This window comes from Chryseobacterium sp. BGA-UO-ETr-SB22 (genome assembly GCF_059567885.1).
This window is the reverse complement of record NZ_JCAQOV010000005.1, coordinates 1,739,640-1,759,520: the sequence shown is the minus strand read 5'-3', so window position 1 is coordinate 1,759,520 and position 19,881 is coordinate 1,739,640. Positions and strand designations below refer to the sequence as shown.

Sequence of the window (19,881 nt, the reverse complement as noted above, 5' to 3'; positions counted from 1 at the left end):
GTTTTTTTCCTTTTTATTAATAATAGTTGTGATGTCTTCCTGTAAAAAAGAAGATGATGGACTTCGTAATGGCTATTTCTGGCTGTACGGAGCTGGTCTTAAAGATATGTATGGCGAAGAAGCTGCCAATGGTATTTCTGAAAAATGGAAAATAAAAACAGTAGATGCCGGAGGATGCGTTATTGATGGCGAATTGGAAAAAAAGATAAACAGAGCTAATAAAAAAACACTGGCCGCTATTACAAAAAAATATGGTAAAGGTTGGGAAGCAAGATATCATAAGGATATAGAAAATTTTGTCATGAAAAGTGCAGATGTAATGGATGTTTTGATTGTAAATAAAATGTTCAGGAGCAAGCTGAGAGACTACAATATCCCGATTGATGATGTGAATAAACAGGTTAAAGAGCTTAATGATCAGGGAGAGTATGAAGTGGCAGTGATCAATTCAAATTTGAAATATGAAAACAAAGAATGCTTTAAAGTAGCAGTGAACACTAAGTATAGAACAGTAAACTTAATAAAATAAAAAAACGCAAGATATTTATGAATCGAAATGTAATCTCCATAGTTTTAGGAGGAGGCAGGGGAACAAGACTATTCCCGTTAACGTATTCCAGATCAAAACCGGCTGTGCCTATCGCAGGAAAATACAGGTTGGTAGATATTCCTATTTCAAACTGCCTGAATTCAGGATTAAATAAGATTCTGGTTTTAACGCAGTTTAATTCTGCTTCCCTCAATTCACATATTAAGAATTCTTATCACTTTGACATCTTCAGCAAAGGCTTTGTCGATATTCTGGCAGCCGAGCAAAATGTAGAAAATGAAAGTTGGTATCAGGGAACCGCAGATGCTGTACGACAGTCGATGAAACACCTTGAAAAATATGATTATGACTATATTCTTATTCTTTCAGGAGATCAGCTGTATCAGATGGATTTCAGAGAAATGCTGGATTTTCACATTGAAAATGGAGGAGACCTTACCATTGCTACAATTCCGGTCAATGCAAAAGATGCCACTGGTTTTGGAATCTTAAAATCTGATGATGAAGGAAATATCACGTCTTTCTATGAAAAGCCTGATTATGATATGCTGGAAGGCATGAAGTCTGAAGTTTCAGCAGAAAATAAACATACAGGAAAAGAATTTCTGGCTTCTATGGGAATCTATATCTTCACCAAAACTATCCTTAAAAAGATGTTTGACGAAGGAGCTGGTGATGATTTCGGAAAAGACATCATTCCAAATTCTATTGGGAAATACAAAACATTGAGCTATCAGTATGAAGGATACTGGACGGATATCGGAACTATAGAATCTTTTTACGAGGCCAATCTGGACCTTTGTCTGGATCTGCCGCAGTTTAACCTTTTTTCTTCTTCGCCTATTTATACCAGAGCAAGGATGCTTCCACCATCAAAAATCAACGGTTCTTATGTAAGTAAGGCTGTATTTGGGGATGGATGTATCATTATGGCTGATAAAATAGAAAATTCCGTGATCGGAAACAGAACAAGAATTGATAAGGGAAGCACCATCGTAAATTCCTATGTGATGGGAGCTGATTTTTACCAGAATACCACAGAAATTGTACTGAATGACAGAGCTGGTCGCCCTAATATGGGAATTGGGAAATACTGTTATATAGAAAAAGCAATCCTTGATAAAAACTGTTACATTGGTGACAATGTGAAAATCATTGGAGGAAAACATATCCCGGATGGCGATTATGGAACCTATTCCGTACAGGACGGTATTGTAGTCGTGAAAAAAGGAGCTATTGTGGCGCCCGGAACACATATTGGATAAGAAAAGAATCAGAAAGATATTTTCTGATCAAAGCAAAAAAAAGAAACCTGCTTAGGTTTCTTTTTTTTTGTTAGCATTCTATTTGGAAAATAAGGTCAGTGAATATTCTAATTCCGGATCTTTTTGTTCTTTTAATGATTGTAAGAAAAAGTTGGTGCTAACGGTGTGATCAGGAATTACACCTGTACACTTAGCCACATTTTCTTTATCATTACTGTTAAAGAAGATTTCCGTTCTTGGAATAGAAATAACAGACTTGGTATTGGGAAGTCTGTAGGTAAGAAACCATGCGGCAGTAGTGAAATTGCTGCAAGATCCGGTTTCCTTTCCTATGATTTGCCCTCTTTTTTCACTTTTAAATAACGATGCAAAATAAGTGGCTGCTGAGAAAGTACGGTTATTGATCAGTAATATGATTTTTCCGTCAAAAAACATCCCGTCTCTTGGGTAGCTTTTTACATAAGTATTATCAAGCCTTGAATTTCCGAAATAATAATCTCCTTTTTCTGCTTTGTCAAACCGCTGTCTCATGAAGTTATTCTGGTCAGCAATATCCTTATCAGAATAATAACGGCTGGTCTGAGGATCTACCAGATAATCTTTATAATTGATGTCAACAACCTTAGTTCCGTATTGATATTCATTATTGAATGTTTTATCTTTAGCAATGAAAGAATACAGCAAAGGGACATTGCTGATAGCTCCTCCCGAATTATTACGGATGTCTATGATTAGTTTTTTAGCTTTCAGATCCTTCATTTCCTGGAAAAACTTCTTTAGCCTTTCATATAAAAAACTTTCATCATAAGAGAAAGACTTCACAGACAAATAGTACGTTTCAGGGTCAATAGAATAACCATAGATTCCATAGCTTTCTGAAATAAGGTCAATAGGCAATACAGAATGTTTGCTTTCGTAATAATATCTTGGATATTTAATACCTTTTACTTTTGCCGTTTTTTGTTCTCCTTTAAGCGTTTTATATTTTAAGGTGAAATCATTGCCCTGATTTTTCAGAACAAAAGGGATATAAAAAGACAGATCTACATCTTCCACTTTAATATTTCCGTCCGCAGCTTTAGGAACAGCTTTTAAAAGCTCCGATGAGCTTACCCCATTAACCTCAAGAATTTCGCTCCCTACTTCAATAGTATATGCATTGGTTCCGTTTACAAATAATTGCCCATTCTGTACATAGGTCTGCAGAGGGAAAAAGTAAATAGAATTTAAAACATTTTCAAAATAATTAGAATCCGAACTGAAAGAACTATGTCCGTCACCAATGATTCTGGTAGGATTGTTGATAAGCAGGCTGATATAGCTTGGATCTTTTTTAACAGCATTACGCAGGGAATCTATTTTTCGGGTAACAACTTCTTTGCTATGGAATCTGTAAGGATTTGGATGCTGCTTCTGAATGATATCCACTGCAATGTCAAAATCTTTCAAATAGCCGTCTTGAGGAATTTCCGAAACTGAGTATTGAGAATACGCAATGGTTGATAACAAGATCAAAGGAAATGTACATAACTTCTTCATAAAATATAGAATTAAGGCTTTTCCGAATCAATATACATACCATACATACCCCATGAGGATTTGATATTAATCATTAAATCAAATGTTTTTTTTAACAGAATTATTTTTTTTCAATGCAATCTGCATATTGTTCACTCGTTATATTTATACTATTTTTGTGCGATGCGTATTTTTAAGATATTAACTTTTATCATTGTTTTGTTGGGGGGAGCTTATGCTGCTTCCATGTACTATTTTGTGGATGACAGTAAGAACTTCACCATTGAAAAAGAGATTGATTATCCGGTAGATAAGGTTTTTTCTCAGTTTAATAACCTTCAGAATTTTACAAGATGGAACAATTTTTTCACCAGCTCGCAATCTATTGATATTGATTATTATACGCCTTACGAAGGGCAGGGAAGTGCCATTAGTTATGTGGATCCTAAAAATAATACCGATGGAGAAATGTTCATCAGGTACGAGAATCTTAATAAGACATTGAAATATCAGCTTTTTGAGGATGAAAATGAAAATCCAACGCTGGTTGATGTTAAATTTAAGCCTGTTTCCGCAGAAAAAACAAAAATAATCTGGTATGTACATACACCCAAACTGCCTGTCTGGAAAAGAGTAGAAAACTTCTGGACCGAAGATCGTTTTGCTGAAAATATCAACAAAAGTATGACGAATCTTAAAAATTCTTTAGGAAATAAAGTAGAAAAAGATAACCAGATGGCAGCCATCAAATATGACAGTCTGATGGTGGAAAATGAAGAAGACAAACTGCTGCTTGGGATCAATGTAAGCACTTCCAATAAAAAAGACGCGCTTTACAAAAATATCGTGATGAATTATAACAAAGCTTATAATTTCGTAACGATGGATATGGGGAAAAGAGATGATGAATTTGGATATCCCATCCTGATCACTGACGCGGACAATTATAAAGATAAAGAAGTTTCTTATTTCCTCGGAATTCCGCTTTCTAAGAAAATCGGTGTATCAGACAATAATTTCAATTTTAGATCCGTAAACCCGTCTCAAAATTATGTAATCTACTACAAAGGAAGCTATGAGGGACGAATTCGGGCGATTCAGCAGCTCATTCAGAAAGCCAAAAAAGACGAGATGCGCTTCGGAGATATCCGTCAGACCTTTATTGAACGTCCCATGGAAGGACAGGACGTGAACATGAAGCTCTCATTATCAGTATATAAGTGATTTTTATTTATTTATTTTTTTCTTAAGGTTTTTTAACGGTTTGAGACTGTTCTAACTCGGTTTTTTTTATTAAATTTGAAGATTAATTCTACAAATAAATTTTAATAAATAGATAAACTGTAATAATGGACAGATTTTCATTCCTAAACGCAGCTCATTCTCAGTTAATTGAGGATTTATACCAACAATACTTAAAATTCCCAGACTCTCTAGAACCATCATGGAAAGCTTTCTTTCAAGGCTTCGATTTTGCTTTGGAGAACTATGGAGATGACGATAACATCCAGTTTATTCAGGCTCCGGCCAACGCTGCCCCGGCAGTACAACAGATTTCTCAGGCAGTATCGAACGGAGAAGTTCCTGAGCACATCAAGAAAGAATTTAAAGTAGTAAACCTTATTGAGGCTTACAGAACAAGAGGACACCTTTTTACAAAAACTAACCCAGTTAGAGAAAGAAGACATTATACACCTACTTTAGACATCGAAAATTTCGGTCTTTCTAAAGAGGATTTAAATACAAAATTCAACTGCGCTGTTGAAACAGGAATGAAAGAACCTGCTACTTTAGCAGATTTGATCACGCACCTTGAAAGTATCTACTGTGATTCAATCGGAGTAGAGTATATGCACATCAACAACGTTGAAGAAAAAGATTTCATCAAGAGATGGCTTCAGGTAAATGAAAACCACCCAAGCCTTTCTGCAAACGAAAAAACAGAGATTTTATTAAAATTAAATCAGGCGGTTGCTTTTGAAAACTATCTTCACACAAAATTTGTAGGACAAAAAAGATTCTCATTAGAAGGTGGTGAAACATTAATCCCGGCTTTAGATCAGTTGATCTCAAAATCTTCTCAGTTAGGAGTAGATGAAGTGGTACTGGGGATGGCTCACAGAGGTAGACTGAATGTATTGACAAACATTTTCGGGAAATCTTACAAGCAGATCTTCTCAGAATTTGAAGGAAAAGAGTTTGAAGAAGATGTATTCTCAGGTGACGTTAAATATCACTTAGGATCATCCAAAAAGATCAAAACTGCTTCAGGAGAAGAAGTGTGTATCAACCTTACCCCGAATCCGTCTCACCTTGAGACAGTAGCTGCTTTGGTAGAAGGTATCTGCCGTGCAAAAGTAGATGACAAATACAAAGATTACTCTAAAGTATTGCCAATCATCATCCACGGTGACGGAGCTATTGCCGGACAAGGTATTGCTTACGAAGTGGCTCAGATGATGACTTTGGAAGGATACAGAACAGGAGGTACCGTTCATATCGTTGTAAATAACCAAGTTTCATTTACAACAAACTATATGGATGCAAGATCTTCAACCTACTGTACAGACATCGCAAAAGTTACGGAATCTCCTGTAATGCACGTGAATGCTGACGATGCTGAAGCTGTTGTTCATGCGATGCATTTTGCGGCTGATTTCAGGGCAAAATTCGGAAAAGATGTTTATATTGACCTTTTAGGATATAGAAAATACGGACATAATGAAGGTGATGAACCAAGATTCACTCAGCCTAATTTATATAAAACAATTTCAAAACACCCGAACCCAAGAGAAATTTATAAAGATAAATTACTTAAAGACAGCGTTACTTCCAATGATGTAATTGCTAAAATGGAAACGGAATTCAAAGCTCTTTTAGATAAAGACTTCGATGCTTCAAAAGAAATTGAAAAGAACGTGATGGATCTGTTCATGTCTGAAGACTGGACAAACTATCCAATCGGGAAAAGAGGTGCCGTTCAGTTGCCGGTTGATACAAAATACGATGCAGCAAAACTGAAAGAATTGGCTCTTAAAATGTCAACACTTCCTGTTGATAAAAAATTCATCAATAAAATTACGAGACTTTTCGAAAACCGTATCAAAGCTATTAATGGAAACTCATTAGATTGGGCATTAGGAGAATGGTTGGCATATGCAACATTGCTTGTAGAAGGTCACAACGTAAGAATCTCTGGGGAAGATGTGGAAAGAGGTACATTCTCTCACAGACATGCGGTAGTAAAAACAGAAGATACAGAAGAAGAATATATCCCGTTAAGACATGTATCAGAAAGCAGATTTGATGTATTCAACTCTCACCTTTCAGAATATGGAGTTCTAGGTTTTGATTACGGATATGCAATGGCTTCTCCAAATACATTAACAATCTGGGAAGCTCAGTTCGGAGATTTCGTGAACGGTGCTCAGATTATTGTTGACCAGTACCTTGCCGCTGCAGAAGAAAAATGGAAGCTTCAGAACGGATTGATTATGCTATTGCCTCATGGTTCAGAAGGACAGGGAGCAGAACACTCTTCCGCAAGATTGGAGAGATTCCTTACTCTTTGTGCTAATGAAAACATGGTAGTAGCTAACATTACTTCACCTGCCAACTACTTCCACTTATTGAGAAGACAGTTGAAATGGGCATTCAGAAAACCATTGATCGTAATGAGCCCTAAATCTTTATTGAGACACCCTAAAGTGGTTTCTCCGATTGAAGATTTTGCAAACGGAACATTCCAGCCTATCTTAGACGATCCAACTGCAGATCCTAAAAAAGTAGAAAAACTAGTTCTTTGTTCAGGTAAACTGTACTTCGAATTATTAGCGAAGAAAGAAGAATTGAATTGTGAAAATATTGCATTAGTAAGATTCGAGCAGTTATATCCACTTCAGGCAGATGCTATTGAAGCGATCTTCAACAAATATGAAAACAAAAAACAATTGGTTTGGGCTCAGGAAGAACCTGAAAACATGGGAGCTTGGTCTTATATCCTGAGAAACTTCAGAGATACGGGAATCCAGATAGTTGCTCCAGTACCTAGCGGTGCTCCGGCTCCAGGTAGCCACAAAATGTTTGAGAAAAACCAAAATGCAGTGATCAACAGAGTTTTTGATAGAGATGATGCTCCTGCAAAAAGACCAGTTACAGCTTAATTTAAATAATATTCAATTAAAAAATAAAAAATACTCGATATGTCAGTTTTAGAAATGAAAGTTCCTTCACCGGGCGAATCAATTACAGAAGTTGAAATTGCAACTTGGCTTGTAAAAGATGGTGACTATGTAGAAAAAGATCAACCTATCGCCGAAGTGGATTCAGATAAAGCAACTCTTGAATTGCCGGCAGAACAAAGTGGTATTATCACTTTAAAGGCAGAAGAAGGTGATGTAGTACAGGTAGGTCAGGTAGTTTGTTTAATTGATATGGATGCTGCAAGACCAGAAGGTGCTACACCTGCTGCTGAAGCTCCAAAACAGGAAGAAGCTCCGAAAGCTGCTGAACCTGCAAAGCAAGAAGCTCCAAAACCTGCGGCTCCGGTAGCGGCTCCACAAACTTATGCAACAGGAGCTCCATCTCCGGCTGCTAAGAAAATCCTTGATGAAAAAGGGATGAATGCTGATCAGGTTTCAGGAACAGGAAGAGACGGAAGAATCACTAAAACTGATGCTGAATTAGCGGCAGTTCCTGCATTAGGAGGAAGCCCAATGACAGCTACAGGTGCAAGAACTACCACTACAACTAAACTTTCAGTTTTAAGAAGAAAAATCGCACAAAGATTAGTTTCTGTGAAGAACGAAACAGCGATGTTGACGACTTTCAACGAAGTGGATATGTCTGAAATCTTCAGATTAAGAAAACTATATAAAGAAGAATTTGCTCAGAAACACGGAGTTGGACTTGGTTTCATGTCTTTCTTTACGAAAGCAGTTACAAGAGCATTACAAATGTACCCGGATGTAAATGCATCTATCGACGGTGATTTCAAAATAAACTACGATTTCTGCGATATTTCAATTGCAGTTTCAGGTCCTAAAGGATTAATGGTTCCTGTATTGAGAAATGCAGAAAACATGTCTTTCAGCGGAGTTGAAGCAAACATTAAAGATCTTGCAATAAAAGTAAGAGACGGTAAAATTACTGTTGATGAAATGACTGGCGGTACATTCACTATTACCAATGGTGGTACTTTCGGATCTATGATGTCTACACCAATCATCAACCCTCCACAATCTGCAATCTTAGGAATGCACAATATCATCCAGAGACCGGTTGCTGTTGACGGACAGGTAGTTATCAGACCAATGATGTACGTAGCAATGTCTTATGACCACAGAATTATCGATGGAAAAGAATCTGTAGGATTCCTTGTAGCGGTAAAAGAAGGTATCGACAATCCTGTTGAAATATTAATGGGAGGTGACGAAAGAAAAGGCCTTGGATTATAGTTTTAATGAAATTATAATAGAAATATACAATCTCGCCTTAAAAAAGGCGAGATTTTTGTATTTATTAAGAAAATGCTACAATGATGTTTTCAAAAATGACTTCCAATATCAAAGTTTCAGTAATACCTGAATATGATAGTAAGAACAGTTATCCATCCGAAAACCGTTACGTTTTTAAATACAATATCACGATAGAAAATGACGGAAGCTTTCCTATCAAAGTATTGAAAAGAAAATGGTTGATCTTCGATGTCGGATTTGGATACACAGAGATTATAGGAGATGGCGTAATCGGCCTGACCCCTGAAATAGGAACAAGTGAAAATTTCTCTTATTTCTCCAATGTAATGCTTCGTTCCGGAGTAGGTAATATGAGTGGAAAATACCTGGTGAAAAACATGGAAACACAGGAGACTTTCGAAATTGATATTCCGAAATTCAATCTGTTGTCTGAAGTGTTGAGTAATTAAAGATTTTTGTACCTGCAAAAGTACAAGAGTAATGATTTTATAGATTGCAGAATAAGAACCCGGGTTCAATAATCTGTTCTATCAAAGTTTTTTGATTTTCGCTTTCAAATATTCGTTTACTTCATCATTACTGGTGAGAAACAGTTTCTCAAAAGCCAGTAGAGAGATCTTTGCACATACTTCAGCATCTGCCCCCGCTCTGTGGTGGGTAAAATCAATCTTATGATATTCTGCCAAAGGTTTCAAACCATATTTTGGAAGGTAATTCCATGATTTCTTTGCAAGCTGTATGCTGCACAGATAGTTGATCTGTGGAGTAAACATCCCATAATGCTGTAAACATCCTCTTAATACAGAAGCATCAAATCCTGCATTGTGAGCAATCATAAGGCTTCCGTACATCATATCCTGGGCTTCATACCATATTTCATCAAAGGTAGGTGCATCCTTTACATCTTCCGGCTGAATGCCATGTACTGCAATATTGAATTTATTGAAATAAGGAAAACTTGGAGGTTTGATCAGCCAGGTCTTTGTTTCAACAATTTTAGAGTCCTGCACTATACAAATCCCCATCTCACAAGCTGAACTTTTCTCGTGAGTGGCCGTTTCAAAATCTATTGCACAGAAATCCATTTTTTTGTAATTAAATTAGTTGCTGATTTTTTAGTTTTAAGTTTAATGTTTCAGGTTTAAAGTTTACTTAAGAAAAGAAAAGTTGGTTTTCCCTAATCCCTGCCACCTATTACCTGCCACCTTTCATCTTCTACCTTCCTCCTAAAAAATGTTTAAAAATCAACCATTTTGATTGATAGAACTCCTTCTTTTGATTTTTCTGACGAAGTTTCCATGTTCCCGGAAGCTGTCCATAAAACCCAAAATGAGCTCTTACTACAGCCCAAAGGTGTGGAAAACCATGCTTTAGTCCGAAATAAATTCCGGCAGCACCATCCAGGCATAATCTGAAAAAGATCATCCAGATCAATTGAGGAAAGGGAAGGTTTTTAAGCATCATGGAAAGGTTATTCCTGATGTTTAAAAAAGTCTTTTGTGTACTCTGTTTATTAAGTGTTCCGCCACCTACATGAAATACGCTGGATTTTCCGGTGTAGTAAATCTTTTTCCCGGAATTAATGAGTCTCCAGCAAAGGTCAATTTCTTCCTGGTGAGCAAAAAACCTCGTATCGAAACCATTCTGCTCCCAAAAGTCTTTTGAACGGATGAAAAAACAGCATCCTGATGCCCAGAAGATTTCTGTTTCATCATTATACTGGCCTTTATCTTCTTCCAGATCATCAAAAACCCTTCCTCTGCAATAAGGATATCCAAGGTTGTCAATCAATCCGCCGGCAGCTCCTGCAAATTCAAAATAGGTTCTATTATGATAAGATAATACTTTAGGCTGTACTGCTGAAATGGAAGGATTTTTTTCCAATAATTCCAAAGCAGGTTCTATCCAGTTCTCAGTAACTTCCACATCAGAATTGAGAAGGCAGTAATATTCATTTGGGATGGCTTTCAATCCTTCATTATAACCACCAGCAAATCCATAGTTTTTATCGTTTTTAATAACGTTTACTGTGGGGAAATTCTTTTGGAGAAACTCTATGGAATCATCTGTAGAAAGATTGTCAATAACAAAAATATCCGCATTCTGAGAAAATTGAACTACACCCGGAAGAAATTTTTCAAGCCAATTTTTGCCGTTCCAGTTTAAGATGGCAACTGCCAGTTTTTTCTGCATGTCAATCTATTTTTTTTCAGAATCAAAATTTTTAATAGCGTCCTGATATTTCCATTTTCTGTGTGACCAAAGGTAGTTGTCTGGATTTTTGTGTAATGTGTTTTCCAATAATTTATGAAATTTTCTTACAACTTCATTTTCAGTGAACTTTTCACCATCAGGATATATTCTGTGATAATTTACCTGATAATAACCACGTTTCACCTTCTTCATTTCACAGTAGATAATAACAAGATCCATTCTTGTTGCTAATTTATCATATCCTATAAAAGCGGGTGTCCGTTGATTCAAAAATTCTAATCCGTAAGTGACATGAGCGTGGTGAGGTGTTTGGTCAGCCACAAACATATAGGCAGAATCTCCATTATTTTTAGATCTGAAAATATTCAGAATCACTTCATTGGCTTCCAGAGCTTCATTTCCGAATTTATTACGGACTTTTCTCATCTGATTCTCCCAAAAGTCATTATTTACCTTTCTGTATACAGGATGGCAATGTGCTTGGGGAACAATCTTTGCCAATGCATTGATCCACTCCCAATTGAAGACATGCCCAGCCAGAAGGATGATATTTTTACCTTCCTTTTTAGCGTCATGAAACAGCTCCTGATTGATGTGCTGCATTCTCACCCTGGCTTCAGTTTCAGAAATGCTGAAAGATTTGATAGTTTCTACCAGATAATCTGAAAAATTAAGGTAGAATTTTTTCCGGATCTCTTTAATTTCCTCTTCCGATTTATCAGGGAAAGATTTTCTCAGATTTTGGGTGATTACCTCTTTTCTGTATCCTACCAGATAATAATTAAGGAAGAAGATGACATCCGAAAAAATATATAATATTTTAAGCGGAAGCTTAGAGACTAAGTATAATATTTTGATTAAGAAATTCATAAAACACGCAAATTTAGTAATAATAAAATTATGGTTCTATTTTTGCAGAGGGATATATAATATTTTTTTACTTTTATATTATGAAAAAATTGATAATTTTCGCTTTTCTTGGATTAAGCACTCTTGCTTTTTCACAGGATGTAAAAAATACGCCAGATAAAGGAAAGCAAAAAACAGCTCTTATAGTTCCTACTGAGCAGAAAGAGTTAGATGCAAAGAAAAAAGCTGCTGAAGAAAAAGCTAAACTTCCTAAACCATATGATCCAAAAGCAGATGCAGAGGCTGATATTAATAAATTGGTAGCTCAGGCTAAGAAAGAAGGTAAGAATGTAATGATCCAGGCTGGTGGAAACTGGTGTATCTGGTGTCTTCGTTTTAATAATTTTGTACAGAATACTCCTGAACTGAAGGAAATAGTAGATAAAAAATATGTATACTATCACCTGAACAATTCTCCGGAGAATAAGAATGAGAAGGTTTTTTCTCAATATATCAATATTAAAGAACAGCAGTTTTATCCTTTCTTTATCATTTTAGATAAAGATGGTAAAAAAATTCATGTTCAGCAGAGTGAAGTTTTAGAAGAAGGAAAAGGATATAGTAAAGAAAAAGTAAAAGAATTTCTGGAAAAAGGAAAAGTCCTTTAAAAGAAAACCCTTTCTGTTTTAGAAAGGGTTTTTGTTTTTATGTATTAAGCACAATTTTCTACACGTATTGCGCCTCTTCCATTAGCATCATAACAAGCAGCTCCGCCTGAATACTGGATGCATGAAGAGCAAGAACTTATATATACCATACTTCCATCTGAGCAAGATGAAGCACATGATAGTCCTCCTGTTAGTTTACTTAATTTTTCTCTTGATAATTTTTTCAAATTTTTCATGGTTATAGAATTTAATTTTAGGACATAAATATATTGTTTTTTTATTTAAAATCCCCAGTCAGGGATAAATTACAGTAATTTTTTGATCCAGCTTAATTTTTTTTCAGAATAAGGTGGGTATTTAATGTTGGGTTCACCCCAGGTAGCCTTTTCAAGAATTGCTTTTTGATGTGAGAAGGTTTCAAAACCATATTTTCCATGATAATTTCCTATTCCTGAACTTCCCACTCCTCCAAATGGCAGGTTGTCATTGCTTAAGTGCATCACCGTATCATTAATACAGCCGCCACCGAATGACAGTTTCCGCGTAAACATCTCTTTCTCTTCAGAATTATTGGTAAAAAGATAAGCAGCGAGAGGTTTTTCAAGCTCTGCAATAGAATTGAGTGCAGCATTGTAATTCTGAAAACTGATAACAGGCAGGAGAGGACCGAAAATTTCTTCCTGCATAATTTCGTCATTCCAGCCTATATGGTTCAGAATAGTAGGTTCAATGTACAGTTTTTCCTCATCAAAATGCCCTCCAGAATAGATTTTTTCTTTATCAATAAGGCGCACAAGGCGTTGGAAATTTCGTTGATTAATGATTCTTGTATACTGTTCAGAATCCTGATCATATCTGAATTCTTTGATGTATTTCCTAAGCATTTCCAAAAACTGCTCCTGAATGGTTTCTTCTACCAACAGATAATCTGGAGCTACACAGGTTTGTCCGGCATTGAGGAACTTTCCCCACACAATTCTCTTAGCTGCTATCTCAAGATGAGCATTTTTGGTGATAATAGCCGGAGATTTTCCGCCCAGCTCAAGAGTTACGGGAGTAAGGTGCTCTGCTGCCGCTTTGTAAACAATCTTTCCAACCTTTGTACTTCCTGTAAAAAATATTTTGTCAAATCTTAATTGTAAAAGAGAAGTTGTTTCTTCAATACCTCCTTCATAAACATATAAATATTCAGGCGGAAAATTTTCATTGATGATGGATGCCATCGCTTTCATTGTATTTTCAGCAATTTCACTGGGCTTAAGGATACAGCAGTTTCCGGCAGCCATTGCAGCAATAACGGGTGAAAGTGACAATTGGTAAGGATAATTCCAGGCTCCGATCACTAAAATACAGCCGAGTGGATCAGCATACATTTTGCTGTTTCCCAATTGATTGACAAGATTGGTACTTACTTTCTTAGGTTTGGAAAGAGATTTTAAATTCTTGAGGTAATAGTCAATATCATTCAGGATGAAAGATAATTCTGTTGTAAATGTATCAAATTTAGATTTTCCAAAATCTTTATTAATAGCTTCATACAACATGTTTTCATTAGAAATAATAAGGTTTCGAAGCTTTTCAAGATACATTTTCCGAAAAGCAAGGCTTTTAGTTTGCTGTGTTGTGAAAAAGTCTCTTTGTTTCAGTAAAATACTTTCAATTTCCATTCGTAAGCTTTTGTATTAAACGTAGTGCTTTGAGCAATATTGCTGCCTGAAAAATACGAACAATAAACCGGCCAAAGTGGATGAGAAATGGAGATATAAAATTGAAGATAATCGTTAGAAAAAGAAAACTTCTTGAAATTTGAGAAATACTGTTTGTGTAATGAGAACTTATCATTATTAGCTTTATTTAAAGAGCCTTTAGCTATTACTTAATTTAAGTTTAAGATTTGACTGAAAAATTAGAAATTATGTTCGCAGAGGCGTTGACACTTAGCAGAGTTGATTCATTATGTGTATAGCTGAATGAAATGCCTTTGCGAACGAAAAATATTCATATCATTTTTATACCCTTAGTGTATTCCTGGCGTTTAAGAAACTTTCTTATCCGAGTTTGTCTGTTATTTGAGAGTTTATAAACTCAAGCTTCTTTACATTATATTTCTCACAGCTATTTTTGCAGGATGATAAAGCAATAAGCAAAGGGCAGTAATGAATGCCAGCCAGAAAAGTCCGGTAAAAATTTCCATATTGGAAAGGAGAATAGATTGTGCAGTAATTTTAGCCTTAAAAGCTCCCGCAGTCATAGATAAAGAATCATTCACAGACAGTTTTGAAATATTGGCCCCGAAAAGTTGTGTCCACTGACTGTAGAAAACAGGATTGGTGTCTGTAAAATTGACACTAAGTGTATCAGAATGTTTTAAAGTTAAAAACAGCATAAGGTTTTGCATCAATGCATAGCCGATAGCCGTTGTCCAGAAACGGGTTGTTGTCCCTAAAGCTGTAGCATTGGCAACATATTCTTCCGGAGTTCCTGAAATTAAAAAGAAAACAAGCGGAGTGAATAATAATCCCTGAGCCACCCCCTGCAGAAATAGTGGCGGGCAGATTGTAGAAAGGGTTGTATCTGGATAAAAAGTATACGTAAACCAAGCACAGTCTATGGCAAGTAACAGAAATCCTGTAAAGAAAACAATTCTCGATGAAACTCCCCGAACCAGGCAGATTCCTGATAATAATATCCCAAGAAGAGTTCCTGCCACATTCCAGTACTGGATGTTTACAATATAATCCCAAGGCCATTTCCACACGGTGGCCATGATGCTGTATACATTATTCAATCCGGATCGGATCAGATAAAAGATAAAAAACAGGATCATTCCAGCGATCACATTTTTTGAACTGAAAACTTCAAAATGGAACAGCGGTCTTCTGGAATTTCTTTGTTTAAGCATAAATAATCCTCCCGAAATCAGGAATATAAACAGACACATGATGATGGTATCAGATTCTAACCACATCAGCCTTTTACCATAAATAATGGCATAACCGCCAGCCTGCAGACATACCCAAAGTAAAAACCAGCTGGTAATATCCAATTGGTACAAAGGTTTTTTAGGGAAAAATCTATTTCTGTTGAACAGAGCAATACCAATTATCAGTACAAATACATGAAAGTAGGCCATCATCAGGATCATATGCTGGAAGTCATAGTTTTCAATACTTGATTTCAACAGGGAAGTAGTTATTGTTCCTCCCGTCAGCATGATGGTATACATAAAAAGATAAGCTACCACTTTGGCATGTCTTGTTTTTAGTTCAGCAATAATCAGAGGAAGGAAAATAGCACCTTCCAGCAGCCCGAAAATTCCTTCTAAAAACCGGATTACCAAAATAACATGATAATCATGTGTTACCGATAAAACATAAAGGATAATCACGGAAATGGAAGCCATCAGCAGAACGTAATATTTCACGCTGAAATAAGCCATAAATCTTTGTATAACTAAAAGGGTAACCACAAATGTCCCATACATCAAAATCATTAAATACTGAATGTCATCTGAATCGACATCCATAAAAGAAGATGTGAAGGCGCTGTTTGAATGTAAAAGCGACAACAACATCAGGTGGGGAAACAATGCCAGTATAAGAAGCGGCAGTTTCAGCCATTGTGGTACCCATTTATGATAAACTGTATTGTGTTGCATAATTTTTTGAAAGCATTAATTGAAGAATGCTGAAAAGGCAGATAAGTAAATTCGCGGCTGTGCCTGAATTTAAAAATGCGAAAAGACAAAAGTGCAAGGTGTAAAAGTAAAAGGTAAAATGGCAAATATGCTTAAGAAAAAATTTGCAGATTCGCTATTTTGCAGTCCTGTCTTTTCGCTAAAAAATAATTTAATTGTAAAGTCTGAAAATGTATTGATTGGAAGGTAATTTTACACTCCAAAACTCTAAAACCCTCCCACACTCAAACTTATATCTTCTTCGCGCTCACCAGAACATTCATTCCGGAAAGCAGTTTTTCGTTGTCTTTATTGTTGTCAAGAATAATTTTCACAGGGAATCTCTGTTCAATTTTCACAAAGTTTCCGGTGGCATTATCCGGTTTTACCAAAGAAAATTGTGATCCTGATGCAGGAGAAACGGAAAGTATTTTTCCTTTAAATTCCACATCGGGATATGCATCTGCAGTAATGATGACTTCCTGATTCTGGTCAATCTGCCCAAGCTGTGTTTCTTTGTAATTAGCAATGATCCATTTTTCTTTGCTAACCATCTGTATCAGGGCCTGACCTTCTTTAATCAGCTGCCCTTCCTGAATGGTCTTTTTTCCAACCCATCCATCATAGGGAGCAGTAATCACAGTATAAGAAAGATAAAGTTTAGCATTACTCAGACTTGCAGAACTCTGCTGAATCTGGCTTTTAACAGGAGCAACCTTTGTCTGTTGTTCATTAGCTCCGGCTTTTACTGCATTTTTTTGCTGTTCCAATGCCAGAAGATTCGCTTTTGACTGTTCATATGAAGCTTTTACATTCTCAAATTCCTGTTCGGTAGCAGCATCTTCGGTCAGTAAATTTTTATATCTTTTATAATCCTGTTCTGTTCTCCAGATATCAATTCTTGCAGAAGCAATTTTGGCATCAATGATCTTTGTGTCGCTTTCTTTGGTATTGACACCGCTTTCAATAGTGCTGATGGTAGCTGTATTGGCATGGAGACTGGCTTCAGCCATTTGCACCTGATTTACAAACTCTCTGTTGTCTATGATGATTAAAGTATCCCCTTTATGTACAAACTGATTTTCATTAAATTTTATCGCTTTGATAAATCCAGAAACCTTACTGGATACTGGCGTGATATATTGTTCGATCTGTGCATCATTGGTCGTGACATTCTTTCTTGAAAAAAGATAGAAACTGACCATTCCTGTAATTCCGCTGATGATCAGGATCCAAGCTAGTAGAGTAATGGACTTGTTGATTCTTTTTTCCTTTTGTGTCAGTTGTTTCTGTGCCATAGTTTTTATAAGTTTCCAATCGTATATTGGAGTTGATAATATTTAAGTTGTCTGTTTATTTTTACGGAAATAAGATTTGATTCTGCCTCCAGATAAGTATTGTCGGCATCTATCAGTTCAGTGATAAGGCTTAGCTTGTTCGCATATTTTGTTCTTACAATGCGATAGTTTTCTTTAGCCTGATCAATCGCTTCCTCTGCAATTTTTACTTTCTGGTCTGTTTCTTCAAATTTTTTATAAGCCTCATACACATTGTGTCTTATTTTTTCCTCATTTTCCTCAATCTGAAGCTTAGCAAGGTCTATATTTTCCCGTGCTTCCTGCATTTTGTATTTATTCTTATACAGATTTTCGATAGGATAGGTAAGATTTACACCTATCATTCCCAGACGATATGCGTAAGGTTCAGGAGGAAAAAACATCATATTCGGATACTTTAAAAAATATTCTCCGCCTGCTGTAATTTTGGGTAAATAATTTGCTTTGATGATTTTTTGATCCAATTCCTTCAGTGAAAGGTTTTTGTGAGTGATATCAACAGACTCATTTTTGTTTAAAGCTGTTTCCGTCAATTCATCAACGTAGGGAATCGCAGCATTATCCGAAATCAGGTCTTCGGTATTCACATGCATTTCCTGATTTTCCGGTAAGGAAAGAATAATTTTCAGCTTATGCTCTGCAATCTGAATATCGTTATCCAGTTCCGTCCAGCTCATTTTATGATTGGAAAGCTGAAGGGAAGTTCTCAATACTTCATTCACCGTTACGACACCGTTGGCTTTAAGGGCTTTTACCTGTTTGATGTTGACAGAATCTTCTTTCATTTTATCATTAATAAGGCTCTGCTGTTCTTTTAAATGATGGATCTGCAGAAAAGCCGTAATGATTTCCATGGTAAGCTGTCTCTCGTCCAAATGCGTTCTTAAGGCTGAAATTTCAGTATCAATAGCCGCTTTCTTTTCCGTGTTCTTTATTTTGCCACCCATGTACACCGGAATTGAAGCAGATAATGTAAAGTCATACATGCCATTGATGGCATCATACTTTGTTGCTTTGTTAAATACGCCATTCTGATGCTGATACAGATTGGTTACCTGGGTGTAGCTGGTATGAAATTCAACGTCAGGAAGCTTTTCCATTTTGAGATCTTTCTCTTTGGTAGCTGACATTTCCTGTTTTAGATGACTTATCTGTATGTTTTTGTTGTTTTTCAATCCAATCTCTAGGGCCTGCTGTAAGCCAAGATGTTGGTAATCGATCATCTGTGAATGTAAAAAGTTGCTCAATAATAAGCACAACGCGATGCACAGATATCGGCATGCGTTAAATATGATATTCATAAATTAATTAAAGGATTTTTGCTAAAATGATTTTGATTCAGCAAAGGTACGATGACATGTATCCGACCCTATTTGTGAAAACAGAAAAAGATTTGTTCATTTATGCCAATTTGAAAATTCTTCTTATCTTTATTTCATGAATGACAGCCATTTCAAAGCAGTAGAAGAAGAAGATGCCGAATTTTATATCTATCATGTCCTCACAGGCAATGTAACAACGGAAATTCATTACCACAGTTCTGCACAATTAGTATACGCAGAAGGAGGGATTGTACATGTTTTTACAGATCAGAGGCACTGGTACCTTCCTGCAAGATGCTTTATGTGGATTCCGGCCGGGACACCTCACTACATTTTTTCTACCAGCCCGAAAGTCGATTTATATAATTTTTATTTTAAGAAAGAAGAAAATGAAAATGGCTTTTTTGATGAAATTAATATTTATTCCGTCAATAACTTACTTCGGGAGATGATTTTTTACACTAAAGATTGGGATGGGAAAATTACAAAAAATGATGGTTCTAAATATTATTTCCTCAAAGCTCTCAAAGGTGTTTTACAGGAGAAAAAGAATAAGCATCTTGCATTTCCGATACAGCATCCTTTTCCAAAAGATGAAACACTGCTGAAGATTGCAAGATACATTCATGCTAACCTTGAAAAGCCTCTTACCATTGAATCTACGGCAAAAGAATTCGGAATGAGTACAAGAACTCTTTCGAGGAAATTTAAAGAGATTTTGGGGATGAATTACGTTCGTTTTCTACGAGCATTACGAATTACACGTTCTCTGGAGCTGATGCTGGAAGAAAAATACAATATGTACGAAATAGCAATGATGGTAGGGTACAACAGTCTGTCGTCTTTCAGTAATATTTTCAAAAAAGTAATTGGTATTGCTCCTACGGAATATCAGCAGAAACTGAGAGGGAATAAGTAGAAGTGTTTGAGGGTTTCGAGATTCGGGATGTTGATGGGATGCGGGGTATTAGATTTGTTTTTTTCACTGTACAATCTTACTTGGAC

17 protein-coding genes are annotated in these 19,881 nt (G+C 36.1%); 8 read left to right on the top strand and 9 right to left on the bottom strand.

From position 1 onward, the window contains the following. The first annotated feature begins 31 nt into the window (after positions 1 to 31). Together AC57AW_RS15325 and AC57AW_RS15320 are read left to right on the top strand one after the other, a co-directional pair. Entirely contained in the window at positions 32 to 529 is a 498-nt protein-coding gene (locus tag AC57AW_RS15325) for an FEKKY domain-containing protein (protein ID WP_496352575.1), read from the top strand. Between the two features lie 17 nt (positions 530 to 546). Continuing rightward, a complete protein-coding gene (locus tag AC57AW_RS15320; RefSeq protein WP_496352574.1) occupies positions 547 to 1,815 on the top strand; it encodes a glucose-1-phosphate adenylyltransferase in 1,269 nt (422 codons plus the stop codon). 78 nt (positions 1,816 to 1,893) lie between these two features. Here the strand turns inward: AC57AW_RS15320 and AC57AW_RS15315 are convergent, their stop codons facing one another. Then, positions 1,894 to 3,354 (bottom strand): S41 family peptidase, encoded by a 1,461-nt coding sequence (locus AC57AW_RS15315; RefSeq protein WP_496352573.1) that lies wholly within the window; start codon positions 3,352 to 3,354, stop codon positions 1,894 to 1,896. Positions 3,355 to 3,516: 162 nt separating this feature from the next. Here AC57AW_RS15315 and AC57AW_RS15310 point away from each other — a divergent pair, with 162 nt between their 5' ends. The 4 genes from AC57AW_RS15310 (at position 3,517) to apaG (ending at position 9,259) form a co-directional block, all read left to right on the top strand. Continuing rightward, a complete protein-coding gene (locus tag AC57AW_RS15310) occupies positions 3,517 to 4,557 on the top strand; it encodes an SRPBCC domain-containing protein (RefSeq protein ID WP_318845546.1) in 1,041 nt (346 codons plus the stop codon). 125 nt (positions 4,558 to 4,682) lie between these two features. Further along, a complete protein-coding gene (locus AC57AW_RS15305) occupies positions 4,683 to 7,496 on the top strand; it encodes a 2-oxoglutarate dehydrogenase E1 component (protein WP_496352572.1) in 2,814 nt (937 codons plus the stop codon). Positions 7,497 to 7,535: 39 nt separating this feature from the next. Then, a complete protein-coding gene (gene odhB / locus AC57AW_RS15300; protein WP_496352571.1) occupies positions 7,536 to 8,789 on the top strand; it encodes a 2-oxoglutarate dehydrogenase complex dihydrolipoyllysine-residue succinyltransferase in 1,254 nt (417 codons plus the stop codon). Positions 8,790 to 8,869: 80 nt separating this feature from the next. Then, on the top strand, positions 8,870 to 9,259 hold the full coding sequence (apaG, locus tag AC57AW_RS15295; RefSeq protein WP_318845549.1) for a Co2+/Mg2+ efflux facilitator ApaG/CorD: 390 nt from the start codon (positions 8,870 to 8,872) through the stop codon (positions 9,257 to 9,259). An 81-nt stretch (positions 9,260 to 9,340) separates the two neighbouring features. Here apaG and AC57AW_RS15290 read toward each other — a convergent pair whose 3' ends face one another. The 3 genes from AC57AW_RS15290 to AC57AW_RS15280 form a co-directional block, all read right to left on the bottom strand. Next, entirely contained in the window at positions 9,341 to 9,895 is a 555-nt protein-coding gene (locus tag AC57AW_RS15290; RefSeq protein WP_318845550.1) for a 3'-5' exonuclease, read from the bottom strand. Positions 9,896 to 10,025: 130 nt separating this feature from the next. After that, positions 10,026 to 11,003, bottom strand: a complete 978-nt coding sequence (locus tag AC57AW_RS15285; protein WP_496352570.1) for a glycosyltransferase family 2 protein — start codon at positions 11,001 to 11,003, stop codon at positions 10,026 to 10,028. 6 nt (positions 11,004 to 11,009) lie between these two features. Then, a complete protein-coding gene (locus AC57AW_RS15280) occupies positions 11,010 to 11,894 on the bottom strand; it encodes a lysophospholipid acyltransferase family protein (RefSeq protein ID WP_318845552.1) in 885 nt (294 codons plus the stop codon). A gap of 80 nt (positions 11,895 to 11,974) precedes the next feature. Here AC57AW_RS15280 and AC57AW_RS15275 point away from each other — a divergent pair, with 80 nt between their 5' ends. Beyond that, positions 11,975 to 12,541 (top strand): thioredoxin family protein, encoded by a 567-nt coding sequence (locus tag AC57AW_RS15275; protein ID WP_496352569.1) that lies wholly within the window; start codon positions 11,975 to 11,977, stop codon positions 12,539 to 12,541. Positions 12,542 to 12,585: 44 nt separating this feature from the next. On the opposite strand, the gene AC57AW_RS15270 is transcribed toward AC57AW_RS15275, so the two are convergent. The 5 genes from AC57AW_RS15270 to AC57AW_RS15250 form a co-directional block, all read right to left on the bottom strand. Next, positions 12,586 to 12,777 carry a bacteriocin-like protein gene (locus AC57AW_RS15270; protein ID WP_496352568.1) on the bottom strand — a complete coding sequence of 64 codons (192 nt, stop codon included), beginning with the start codon at positions 12,775 to 12,777 and terminating at the stop codon, positions 12,586 to 12,588. A 69-nt stretch (positions 12,778 to 12,846) separates the two neighbouring features. Next, on the bottom strand, positions 12,847 to 14,208 hold the full coding sequence (locus tag AC57AW_RS15265; protein WP_496352567.1) for an aldehyde dehydrogenase: 1,362 nt from the start codon (positions 14,206 to 14,208) through the stop codon (positions 12,847 to 12,849). 428 nt (positions 14,209 to 14,636) lie between these two features. After that, positions 14,637 to 16,199, bottom strand: coding sequence for an MFS transporter (locus AC57AW_RS15260; RefSeq protein WP_496352566.1), 1,563 nt, complete (start codon positions 16,197 to 16,199; stop codon positions 14,637 to 14,639). A gap of 269 nt (positions 16,200 to 16,468) precedes the next feature. After that, the gene (locus AC57AW_RS15255) at positions 16,469 to 17,515 is read right to left on the bottom strand and encodes an HlyD family secretion protein (RefSeq protein WP_496352565.1); all 1,047 of its coding nucleotides are present in this window, start codon (positions 17,513 to 17,515) and stop codon (positions 16,469 to 16,471) included. Between the two features lie 5 nt (positions 17,516 to 17,520). Next, complete coding sequence (locus AC57AW_RS15250; RefSeq protein WP_496352564.1) at positions 17,521 to 18,855, bottom strand: TolC family protein; 1,335 nt, start codon at positions 18,853 to 18,855, stop codon at positions 17,521 to 17,523. 136 nt (positions 18,856 to 18,991) lie between these two features. Between AC57AW_RS15250 and AC57AW_RS15245 the strand changes: the two genes are divergently transcribed. After that, complete coding sequence (locus AC57AW_RS15245; RefSeq protein ID WP_318845558.1) at positions 18,992 to 19,795, top strand: helix-turn-helix domain-containing protein; 804 nt, start codon at positions 18,992 to 18,994, stop codon at positions 19,793 to 19,795. Positions 19,796 to 19,881: the final 86 nt, after the last annotated feature.